The sequence below is a fragment of the Agrobacterium vitis genome (assembly GCF_037039395.1).
GTDB lineage: Bacteria > Pseudomonadota > Alphaproteobacteria > Rhizobiales > Rhizobiaceae > Allorhizobium > Allorhizobium vitis_E.
The window spans coordinates 502333-513987 of the sequence record NZ_CP146244.1 but is presented as its reverse complement, the minus strand read 5'-3'; the positions used below and the strand labels follow the sequence as shown (position 1 = coordinate 513987).

At 55.1% G+C, this 11655-nt stretch carries 8 protein-coding genes; 3 read left to right on the top strand and 5 right to left on the bottom strand.

All coding sequences use genetic code 11. The annotated features are described in order from the left end of the window. Nucleotides 1–16: 16 nt before the first annotated feature. On the bottom strand, nt 17–1012 hold the full coding sequence (locus V6582_RS23725) for an MsnO8 family LLM class oxidoreductase (protein ID WP_156633101.1): 996 nt from the start codon (nt 1010–1012) through the stop codon (nt 17–19). Between the two features lie 50 nt (nt 1013–1062). Here V6582_RS23725 and V6582_RS23720 point away from each other — a divergent pair, with 50 nt between their 5' ends. After that, complete coding sequence (locus V6582_RS23720; protein ID WP_156633103.1) at nt 1063–1443, top strand: hypothetical protein; 381 nt, start codon at nt 1063–1065, stop codon at nt 1441–1443. Nucleotides 1444–1452: 9 nt separating this feature from the next. Here the strand turns inward: V6582_RS23720 and V6582_RS23715 are convergent, their stop codons facing one another. Continuing rightward, nucleotides 1453–1647 carry a hypothetical protein gene (locus V6582_RS23715; RefSeq protein ID WP_060719517.1) on the bottom strand — a complete coding sequence of 65 codons (195 nt, stop codon included), beginning with the start codon at nt 1645–1647 and terminating at the stop codon, nt 1453–1455. Nucleotides 1648–2240: 593 nt separating this feature from the next. Between V6582_RS23715 and katG the strand changes: the two genes are divergently transcribed. Both katG and V6582_RS23705 read left to right on the top strand, forming a co-directional pair. Next, nucleotides 2241–4424, top strand: coding sequence for a catalase/peroxidase HPI (katG, locus tag V6582_RS23710; RefSeq protein WP_156633105.1), 2184 nt, complete (start codon nt 2241–2243; stop codon nt 4422–4424). A gap of 473 nt (nt 4425–4897) precedes the next feature. After that, nucleotides 4898–6517: an ATP-binding response regulator gene (locus V6582_RS23705; protein ID WP_156633107.1), complete on the top strand. Its 1620-nt coding sequence runs from the start codon at nt 4898–4900 to the stop codon at nt 6515–6517. Here the strand turns inward: V6582_RS23705 and V6582_RS23700 are convergent. The 3 genes from V6582_RS23700 to V6582_RS23690 all read right to left on the bottom strand — a co-directional run bounded on the left by V6582_RS23700 (nt 6488) and on the right by V6582_RS23690 (nt 11005). Next, on the bottom strand, nt 6488–7150 hold the full coding sequence (locus V6582_RS23700) for a LuxR C-terminal-related transcriptional regulator (RefSeq protein ID WP_156633109.1): 663 nt from the start codon (nt 7148–7150) through the stop codon (nt 6488–6490). The genes V6582_RS23705 and V6582_RS23700 overlap by 30 nt on opposite strands. 235 nt (nt 7151–7385) lie before the next feature. Further along, the gene (locus tag V6582_RS23695) at nt 7386–7913 is read right to left on the bottom strand and encodes an invasion associated locus B family protein (RefSeq protein WP_156633111.1); all 528 of its coding nucleotides are present in this window, start codon (nt 7911–7913) and stop codon (nt 7386–7388) included. Further along, nucleotides 7913–11005, bottom strand: a complete 3093-nt coding sequence (locus tag V6582_RS23690; protein WP_197434442.1) for an autotransporter domain-containing protein — start codon at nt 11003–11005, stop codon at nt 7913–7915. The genes V6582_RS23695 and V6582_RS23690 overlap by 1 nt, the downstream gene beginning before the upstream one ends. Nucleotides 11006–11655: the final 650 nt, after the last annotated feature.

Genomic DNA, 11655 nt, shown 5'->3' with positions numbered 1-11655 from the left:
CATCTTTCTCTAAAAATCAGGCTGCGAGAGACAGGCGCGAACCGGCAATCAGCTCAATCGTCTTGAGCCGGAAAGCCGCCTGCGGAACGGGGATGTCGATGATAAATTCGCTCACTCCGAGCTTGGAATGTAGAGCATCCAGCTCGTTGCGGACCTGCTCGCCCGTGCCTGCCAGAACATGCGGGGTCTTTTCTTCAACCCGGTAATCCGACACGCCGGACTGACGCGCAAACTCGGCGGCCTGTTCGGGATTACCGACATTGACGCTTTGACCATTGGCCAAAATCACCTTGAAAATCTTGATGTCAGCCACCAGGCTTCGCGCTGTCTCTTGCGCGTCGGCAGCCAATGCAGCCAAAGCCAGAACGGGAACCTTGCCGCCGGTCTCACGACGGTAAACATCGAAAGTCTCCTGCAGATTGTGCTGGTCGCCATTCAGATGACCGGCGAAAACCAGAGTCCAGCCTTTTGACGCAGCCAATTTTGCACTGGCAACACTGGCGCCAAGCAGGAAGCGCTCTGCCGGAACGGACGGCACCGGCGTTGCCAGCAAGGCATTGGCAGCAGCGGCATCCGCCAGCAGATAGCGGTTCAAATCCTCAAGCTGCTCCTCGAAATCAGCAGGCGCAGCCGCTTTCCGGCCAGCTTGCAGGGCACGAGTAGCATGCGGAAATCCACCGGGTGCCTTGCCGACCCCCAGATCGACCCGGCCCGGCGCCAGAGCAGCCAGGAGGTTGAAGGTTTCTGCAACCTTATAGGCGCTGTAATGCTGAAGCATGACGCCGCCAGAACCGATCTTGAGCCGCGACGTCCTGGCCAGGAGATAGGCGATCAGCGCCTCTGGCGCCGAACTGGCAAGCGCCGGCAGGTTGTGATGTTCCGCAAGCCAGAAGCGCCGATAGCCAAGGTCTTCGGCGCGCAGAGCAAGAGCGACCGTGGCTTTCAGGGCATCGGCGGCAACAGCACCCGGTTCGACCGGGCTTTTGTCAAGCAGGCTAAGGGCATAGGTCATGGCAGGTCGGCAGCTCCAATTCTTATTTATCCATTAAATAGGTAGATTTAATGTTTTATAAGAAATGGTTTTTCATTTTTTCCCGTGATGGTGGAAAATTGCAAGGGAAAAGGAGCGTGTGGAAAAGCAATCAGGAATGCGTTGAGGGCCAGACGCTATTCGATAAAGTTTCAGGAGAGTTGCAGAAGAAATCCGCTGGCAAGATTCCAAATTCACCAAAGCGAATAGAAAACTCAGCACCTCACATCTGCGTCGGGGTTCGCATACGGGCGGACAGGATCGGCCAGCACTCCACCAAAGTCAATGAACGCAAGATCAAGGAATTTATCCCTGGGCTCCGCCGCGCAAGGATCAAGGGCTGGAGCGCATCTCGACACGATACGACAGATGCGCTCACACATTCCTATCTGGACCAAATGGCAGCCCAGTGACTTGCCGGATCAGGAAACGCGATTGGAGTAGTAGAGTCCGAAATTCAAAGCCAGCATGACCAGCAAAATTCCGATCGACACCACAATAAAATAGCCGATCCTTTTAAGAGCGCTCCACGGTTTGTTCTTTCGGCTGAAAGCTGCAAAGCCGGCAGCGCCGAGTGAGATACCGAGAATGGCGGGGAGTGACAGCATTTTTATCATCTTTCTTCATTTCTGGCACCGATTTGCTTTCTATTCGGTGCACAAACCAGCTTTCTGGCGCATGCTGTCCGCAGTCTGCCGAAGGACGACCTGCGGAAGCTATCTGACCAAAAGTGTTGAATTCCCCCTATAACCCCTATCCTGTTCAATAACTCGGAGGGTGGAAAGCGGCAAATGGAAATTTCAGCCGAACGCATTTCGCCACTGTCTGCCAGGTTCAGATTGAACCACACAGACTCTAGGTTCTTTTGTTTGAGTTTGTGTTTTCGGGAAAACCGGGTTCCACTTTTCCTAGGGCAACCTCTAGCGGCAACCAATTCCGATCATGCTGGTTGCAAAAACCGGAGCTATTTTAACGTGACACCCCTGATAGGTTTAGCTTATCGTGCCCATCAATAAATCCAACTTAAATTTAACGTCGACCTCCTCTATGAAGAGGCCAGGGATAATTTCCGTCAGGCCCTTTATGCCATTTCCCGGTCAAAATCGGGCGAGCCGTCATACGAGAGCACATTGCCGACACTACGAAATTGAATGGTCGACGGAAGATGCCCCGGAGTAGATGAAGCATTAGGATATCAAGGGAGAATCCTATGGATACCAAGGTTGAAACTGGTGGAAAATGTCCGGTTGCACACGGGGCACCCGGCGCGAAAGGTCGGGGCAACCGCGATTGGTGGCCTGAACAGCTCGATGTGCAGATCCTTCACCAAAAGAACAAGATCGCCGATCCGATGGGTCCTGACTTCGATTATGCGGAAGAATTCAGGAAGCTCGACTATGAAGCTCTGAAGAGCGATCTGCATGCGCTGATGACGGATTCTCAGGATTGGTGGCCAGCCGACTTCGGCCATTACGGCGGTCTCTTCGTCCGCATGGCATGGCACAGCGCCGGCACCTATCGCATCACCGATGGCCGCGGTGGTGCAGGCGCCGGGCAGCAGCGTTTCGCGCCGCTCAACAGCTGGCCGGACAATGCCAATCTGGACAAGGCACGTCGCCTGCTCTGGCCGATCAAGCAGAAATACGGCAACAAGATTTCCTGGGCCGATCTCTTCGTTCTGACCGGCAATGTCGCCCTGGAATCCATGGGCTTCAAGACCTTTGGTTTCGCTGGCGGCCGCGCCGACACATGGGAACCGGAAGAGTTGTTCTGGGGTCCGGAAGGCACCTGGCTGGGTGATGAACGCTACAGTGGCGAACGCCAGCTGTCCGAGCCGCTCGGCGCCGTGCAGATGGGTCTTATCTACGTCAACCCGGAAGGCCCCAATGGCAATCCCGATCCGATCGCTGCGGCCCGTGACATCCGCGAAACGTTCAGCCGTATGGCAATGAACGACGAGGAAACCGTCGCGTTGATCGCTGGCGGCCACACGTTCGGAAAAACGCATGGCGCGGGCGACCCGTCTTTGATCGGCGCCGAGCCGGAAGGCGGCGCGCTTGAAGACCAGGGCCTGGGCTGGAAAAGCAAGTTCGGCACGGGTTTCGGCGCAGACACGATCACCGGCGGACCGGAAGTCACCTGGACGCAGACCCCGACCCGTTGGAGCAATTTCTTCTTCGAAAACCTGTTCAACTTCGAATGGGAACTGACAAAAAGCCCGGCTGGCGCCCATCAGTGGAAGGCAAAGAACGCCGAGGCCTCCATCCCGGATGCCCATGATCCGTCCAAGAAGCATCTTCCAAGCATGCTGACGACAGACCTGTCGCTGCGTTTCGATCCGGCTTACGAGAAGATCTCGCGCCGCTTCCTGGAAAACCCCGATCAGTTCGCTGACGCTTTCGCCCGCGCCTGGTTCAAGTTGACCCACCGCGACATGGGGCCAAAGGTTCGTTATGTCGGTCCGGAAGTGCCGTCAGAAGATCTCATCTGGCAGGATGTCATTCCTCCCGTCGATCATCCGCTTGTCGACGATAGGGATGTGGCCGATCTGAAGGCCAAGGTTCTGGCGTCTGGCCTTTCGGTGCAGGAACTGGTTTCGACAGCATGGTCATCGGCTTCGACTTTCCGGGGCTCTGACAAGCGCGGCGGTGCCAATGGCGCCCGCATCCGTCTTGCTCCGCAGAAGGACTGGGACGTCAACCACCCGGCGCAGCTTGCCAAGGTCCTTAGCGTTCTCGAAGGAATCCAGCAGGAATTCAATACCGCCCAATCTGGAGGTAAAAAGATTTCCCTGGCCGATCTGATCGTGCTTGCCGGTGCAGCAGGCGTCGAGAAAGCAGCCAAGGCTGGCGGTCACGATGTGACCGTTCCGTTTACCCCAGGCCGGACAGATGCGTCGCAGGAGCAGACCGATGTCGCCTCCTTCAATGCCTTGAAGCCACGCGCCGATGCTTTCCGCAACTATCTGAGCGGGCATCAATTCATGAAGCCCGAAGAAGCGCTTGTCGACCGTGCACGGCTTCTGACCCTGACAGCACCTGAAATGACCGTTCTCATCGGTGGTCTGCGCGTGTTGAAGGCCGGCCAGCCGGAACATGGTGTCCTCACCCGCAATCCCGAGGCGCTGACGAATGATTTCTTCGTCAACCTGCTCGACATGCGCACGCAGTGGGCGCCGGTTGCAGGCAAGGAAGGCGTCTATGAAGGTCGAGATCGCAAGAGCGGCGAACTGCTTTGGACCGGGACGCGCGTCGATCTGATCTTCGGATCGCACTCGCAGCTTCGCGCATTGGCGGAAGTCTATGCGCAGTCGGACATCAAGGAAAAGTTCGTCAAAGACTTCGTTGCTGCCTGGACGAAAGTGATGAACGCCGATCGTTTCGATCTGGTCTGATCGATGACATTGAACGGGACGCGGCATCTGCCGCGTCCCGTCAGATTTCTGCCCCCCTGCCAGACCTCGCGGCAATGCCGCCTTTGCGAAATGCAGCGCCTTAGCGCATCCCTCCCCTTTGCATACCCGCACCACATTCAAAGCCAAGCGCACCGCTCGATGCCGAAGACGCCTTGAGCAATGCCATGCGCCCCTCCCCGATAGCTATACTCCTCCGGTACAATAACACGGCACGTTACGCCGCCATTGAATCCTGATTGCACAAAGGGTTAAACAGGAACTGCGGCGTCAAGGAAACAGCACCGCCTTGGACTAAGCACGCTCAGAATTTCTGGACAGTGCTGCAACGGATTGCGCCATTCATCGCTTAAAGGGATGTCTATTGGGCAAGGGATGCCACCAGAGCGGATATTGTAGAGTCAATCAGACGGAAAAATGATTTGAGATCCAACGGTTTTATTCGGCTTTTCGGCATGCGCAACGATGCCTCGTTCGACACCGAGCGGGCGCAGGCGATCATGCGCATCGCCGTTATTTTCATAGTCGTCGCCTATGTCATGCCTCTGGTTGCAAATGGCGCGACGCCTCCCGAAGCCCACAGTTTCTATTGGCTGTTTGCGATCTACATCCCCTATTCATTCTTGCTGCTCCTGTGGATCGTTCTGCGGCCAGGCGTCAACATGCTGCGGCGAACCGTCGTTACGCTGCTCGACTACGCATTCACGACATTTGCAATGTCTGTCGGCGGTGCGCCACTTTTTCCGATTGCAGCACTTGTCGTCTGGCATACGGTTGTCAGCGGCTTACGTTTCGGCCCCAAGCATTTGCTTCCGGCCACAGCATTGGCGTTGAGTTCTTTCGCAATTGCCACTTATTTCAATGTCTATTGGCAGCAGAACCCTTATGTCGTGCTGACATTCATAATGATGGCAATTCTCGCCCCATCTTACACGCTGGCATTCTTGCTTCGGCTGCAAAGTGCCTATGCCGCCGAGCAGGAAGCAAACCTGTCGAAATCGCGGTTTCTTGCCCATGCGAGCCATGACCTTCGCCAGCCTATCCACGCCATCAGCCTGTTTACGGCTTGCTTGCGCGACGCGGGGCTGAAACCGGACGAACTGGCAATGGTCGACAATATCGATCGATCGCTGCAAAGCGTGTCACGGCTCTTCAAATCCTTGCTCGATATTTCCACCCTGGACAGCGGCAAACTGATCCCGCAGATGGAAACGGTAGCGATTGCCGATATCCTCAACGAGGTTGTCGATCAGAATATGGAGGCCGCACAAAAAGCCGGATCACAGTTACGGCTCGTCAATTGCACCCATTTTGTTGCGATTGATCGGTCTTTGCTGAATACAATTCTGCAAAATATCCTGAGCAATGCGATTAAATATGCCGGAGGCCGTAAAATCCTGATCGGCTGCCGCCGTAGGGGTGGCAGCCTGACCATTCAGGTCTATGACCAGGGCCCCGGCATTGCGCCAGAGCATCACCTTCACATATTCGAGGAGTTTTATCAGGTCCGTGAGCGGGGCGACAAGGATGTCGACGGGGTTGGTCTGGGGTTGGCAATCGTCAAGCGCCTCGGCACCCTCATGGGTTTGCAGGTCTCATTAAAGTCTGTCGTCGGAGCGGGAACGGCGATCTCCGTATCGGGATTGAAGATTGCCGTCCCCATGAAGGTTTTGAGCGCGGAGCAAATAGCGCCATCCGCTGCCAATCCGGCTCATGGCCTGCGCGTGCTGCTTGTTGAAGACGATGAGGCAGTGCTGCTTGCCACAGCCAGCCTGCTGCGCAAATGGGGCTGTACGGTTCAGGCCGAAACAGCGATACCCTCCGTGCTGCACCATTGCGATCTGCTGATAACGGATTTTGACCTCGGCGGCCGCATGACCGGCACGGAATGTATCGCCAAGGTCCGCCAGCTTGCCGGTTGGAAAGTCCCGGCAGTGGTGATGACGGGACACGCTCCCTCGAGAGTGATCGAGGATATTGCCGACAGTGACATACCGATCCTCTCGAAGCCGGTTCGCCCCGCCGAGCTTCGATCGGCAATCCTGCTACCTGGAATCGGAGTTCCGCTCCGATGAGCCAGGAGAGGTCGGCACCAATCCCATGGCAATCCCCTTGGTCACGGCGCCGGCGCGGGTCGCCACGCCAAGTGCGCGGAAAATAGCCGAGACATGGATGCGAACCGTGAAAGGGGAAATACCAAGAATGATGGCGATCTCCTTATTGGTCCGACCCTCGGCAAGGAGGTGCAAAACATCGAGCTGGCGTTGGCTTAGCGTCGGGCTGGCATAACTGGCAATGGCGTTCGTCGATACCGGCACCTGAACAACGACGTCACCTTCACGAACCGCCCGCAGGATTTCCTTAATCTCATCCGGCAGGGCTGCTTTATTGATGAACCCATTGATCCCGGCATTCATGACGGTATCGACCAAAGCTTTGTCGCTGGCCATGGTGACCACGACGATCGACGCCAGGCGAAACTCTTCGCGAAGCGCGCGCAAATTCGATACGATACTGTTTCCCTCAAAAAACAGGTCCAGGATGAACATGCTGGGCGGGAAAGGATTGGCTCTTGCAATTTCAAGAGCGGCGTCGAGCGTGTCGGTGGACGCAATTTTTGAATTCGGCAGAAGCTGCCGAACCAAAGCGAAAATGCCCTCCCGGAATATCGGGTGATCATCAGCGATAATAATGAATTCGTCAGTCATATAAATTTATGATCCGCTTCATCTCCATTTATACCAAGGCTTGAAGATGCTTACGCATCCTCGCCTGGAAGGCATTGCAAATATCTCAAATGCATCAGGCACTTGAGATGTTTGCAAAGGGAATACGAAGTGTCCTTTTTCAATGACTCTTCGCATTACACAACGCGTATCGCTGAATGTCCACTCCTGTCGGATGAAAACAGCCGGCGTGTCCTTTGTGTCATATGCGACACCTTCATTTCGACAGGACGGCGATCCTGTCGAGCCCACTTGCCAGACCTTTCAAGGAAATCGTGAACGGAACCTCTGTACCTGCACCATAAGCGTAAGCAATGAGTTTTAACGATTTGCCACTTTTCAATGCGTTAGCACCCTTATCCGTAAAGGTCAGGGATACAAGGCAGCCGGAGGGAAGGCATGTCGAAAACCGCGAGGACTTTCCAGGCGGTGTATCGTCTATCGCAAATGCGACCCCCTTATCCAGGTCCAGCCCAAAAGGCAGAACAAGCGAACCCTTTATGCTCTTGTCGGCAGCAGGCGTGAGTTCGATGCCAAGAACCTGCTGTCCATTTTGCTGCACCTGTCGTTGAAACGTCGAGCAGACGCGGCTTTCGTTGCGCTTTGCGCAGGCAACCGTCCAATCCTCATAGGTTTCGGAAAGCGAAGACGGAGCATTGGGGCGACCATTGCCGTCTTGTGAAAAAGCGACGGTGGACGCAAGATTCGCGGCCACCATGATCGCAACAAGTTTGGCGATCTTCATCAGAAACGGACATCCAACTTTGCATTGATGCTGTTTGAGGTTTCATTGCTACCGAATTCACCGGAATAGCCAATGCCGATCGTGGCGGTATCGCTGAGCCCGACATCGATGCCGAGTTCGACAACAGCCGCATCCTTGGTCAACGGCGTGCCGGAGACGACATAACTCTGGCTGCCGACAAATGCCAGGCGTGAAGTGGGGTCGGTGTCACCGAAGGCGTGCTGCCAGCCAAGCATGCCTCTGGCCTTGGCGATATAGCCGCCCAGCATGAAATCGGAAGAAGCGCGCAGGCCAAGGGTCGTCAGTGTCGTGTCCAGGCTGTCGCTCGGGCTCGACAAGGCCGAAATGCCACCGCGCTCATTGAAGCCGTCTCTCTGAACATTGACATGGGTGAGGTTGGCAAAGGGCTCGAAAGCGACATTGCTGACATCGATGCGATAACCGAGTTCGCCAAAGGCCTGGAAGCTGCCAGCGTCGTAATCAGCCTTCAAATGGTCGTTGAAACCGGAGAATGCCACGGACCGATTGGTCGACACCTGATGCCAGGTATAGGTAAGGCCTGAGCGGAAGGACAATTCACCGTATTGCGCTCCGGCATACATGCCGAGATGATAGTTGTCGCTATGGCCAAAGGATGAGCGGTCATTCGCATCGAAGCTGGACCGGCTATAGCCGCCGACTGCACCCAATCTCCAATCGGCGGAGACCGGAATGTCGAGACCAGCCACGAAACCGCCGGTGGACGAACTCAGGTCTGCGGCATTGCCATTGCCGTCGATGCTGTTCCATGTGCCGAAGCCCTGGCCCCAGGCCGTAAAGAGCGGCATGTCCTTGTAAGCCGTGTCGAATTTGGTATCACCGTCCGCATAGGCCATGACCGGCGCCGAACGAGTCCCTACGGTATTGAACGATGCCCGCATCCGGTCATTGATCGAATTGCGCAGCAGCGTGCTGCTGGTGACCAAGGTTCCCAGGGCAGACGCATGGACTTCGCCTGATAGTGCTTCAAAGGCATGCCGCGCTTCTTCTGCGCTTAACGGCAACAGGCTGTTATAGAGCGCAAGCGACTGCCCGTTTTGCTGCAACGTGTTCAAAGCCCGGGCCACATTACGCTGGTTGCCGGTTATGGCAACGGAATCGAACAGGCCAGGCGAAGGATTTGGCGTCGGGGTCGGCGTCGGCTCGGGCGTTGGAGTAGGCGTCGGCTCCGGTGTGGGCGTCGGCTCTGGGGTTGGCTCTGGCGTCGGGGTCGGTGTCGGCTCCGGGGTCGGTGTCGGTTCCGGCGTGGGTGTCGGTGTTGTGGTGTTTTTGACCGCGATGGTCAGGTCAACTTCATTGGTTTTTTGAGTTAAGGCAACATCCAGAAATGCGGATTTGGAAACCGCCTGGGCAAACTGCCCCTGGATACCGCCAGCCGATGACAGGATCGTATAGGTCTGGCCATCCTGATAGCTGGTCGCGGCGTCGAGAGCCGTGACCTGCACGGACACGTTTTGGCCAATAAGCGTTTTGCCACCAGAATCCGAGGTCTGCCAAACGCCGTCAACAATGTTTCCATTGGCTGCCTTGAGTGTCTCCACGGACACCCTATCGCTTTGACCGTTGCCAGCGACGTCGACCGCATAATTCGCACCATCATTGAAAGCAAGTTGACCGCGCACGACCATGCTTCCAATTGGATTGCCGCTGTCCCCAGGCGAAAGCGTTGCACCCGTATCAATAAAAGTGGTTCCTACAGTGCCATTACCCGCCAGAGTTCCATAGACACCTTTGGAAAGCCCTCGATTATCACGGATATAGTCTCCCCAAACTTGAACTGAACTCGTGTAGAATTCTGTCCCCATATAGTTGGTGACGAGACTGCCCGTTTCGCCGCCGATGACGAGCGTGCCATTTTTAACCCAGAACTGATTGCTCGATGGAAGTGTAGTACTATCGGGTGCGACCTTGGTGCCAAGATCGCCCTTGATCGTGAGCTTGCTGCCGCCATCCACGATCACGCCGCCGGAAACATTATCACGAGCGCTGAATTCGGTGAGATCGCCGCTGACAGTGGTATTGCCTGCGAGGCTGGCAATCGACCCATTCCCGGTGAGTTTGTTGGAGAGTAGATAGCCACTATCGGTGTGATTGAAGACGATACGCGCTGTTTCCGTCTTTCCGAAATCGATAACGGCTTCAGAGTTGATGCTCCCGGCTGCCCGGGTGTCGATAGCAACGGGATCTGCCCCAAGCTTTGTATTGTCGACGCGTCCGCCAAAGATCAGAAACGCATCCTTCGTCATCTTGATGGTGTTGGCAACGTTCAGCTTGCTCCCGTCCGCAACGACGAGCCTGCCATCCAGGTCGATCTTGTCCGTCACCCTCATTGTCGTGTTGGCGCCAGAACTCAGCACTTCGCCTGAGGTGCCTATATCAAGGTATTTCGTTTGGAACGTCGCACCGTCGCTAACCGTGAGCGCACCATTGGCATAGGCATTGCCACTATTGATCCAGCTCGTGCCAGCGCCGCGAATATTCATATTCGCGATACCGTCGGTATCTGAGATGTTAAAACCGGCTGAATTCGTCGAAACGGTAGCGCCATTCTCCACGGTAAAGAAAGAGGAAGGCCTCGATGCTAAAGTGGCGTCTGCGTCCAGGCTAGAATTTGCTGAAAAGCTATCGGCGGAAAGGATTGAGCCAGCACCGGACACAGTCAGATAGCCGCGCGAGTTCACCCCTGAAGCCAATGTAATTTCCTTGGCATCAACCTTAGCGCCGTTCAAGACGTTCAGCGTCCCAACCCCTCCGAACGGGCAGTTAATCGAGAGGCAGTTTCCTCCGATTGTCAGCGTGTTACCAAGCACCGAATTTGTGCGCACCACCGTCAGTTCGGAGCCTGCGCCGGATACAGTAACGGTTCCCTCAGAGGTGTCGGAACTGCCGATCATCGCGTCCGAACCGACCGATACCTTTGCGCCATTGGTAATTGTCGCGCTGACACCCTTATTGTTCAATCCGATGATCATATCGCCGGTGATAACCTGGTTGGTCGTCCATTCGACGCTGCCATTGTCCAGTATATAGTTGACCTGTTGTGCCAGGCTCACGCCTGAACACGACACGACAACGGTTAGCGTGAGAGATGATAAGGCAAGAGGCTTCGAAAGTCTTGGAACGACACTGGCTAATGTTTTTCTCTGTACTAGAATAGCATTACTGTAATTCTTACTGAATTCTTTGATCATCGTGTCGCCCCGTATTCCAGTGAACATTTGCAAGCAACATTGTTTTCCACAATAACAATATTGCCCATATTATTTGTCGACATGTCTATGTCGCATTCAGCACAGAAACGGGACAGAGGCCATTAGTGCAGATGTGCTATACGCGACATCGAACTTCGCAGAACGATCACCCTTTCCACGTTTGCGCCTGTATCGGAGCCGTATTCTTGAGGTTCGGAGCCGGTGGGAACGGGTCGGTTTTAGACCTTAAAGCGAACCTGAAAGACCACGACACGCCTTGGGCCACGCATTGATAAATTGGTCATCGCAGGTGCCTGATGAGCTTTATTGAGCGCCCTCATTTCTCTTCACCACATTGAGAGAGGAAAAAACCCAGGCCACAGGCGCATCAATTGAATAATTAAATCTATAAAATCGATAGATTAAGAATGATAAATCTTTCCCTGATTTCTATGCTCGTCTAGCTTGTTGTTACAGCTTCTCACCAATCAAGGCAGGACCGCACCGTGATC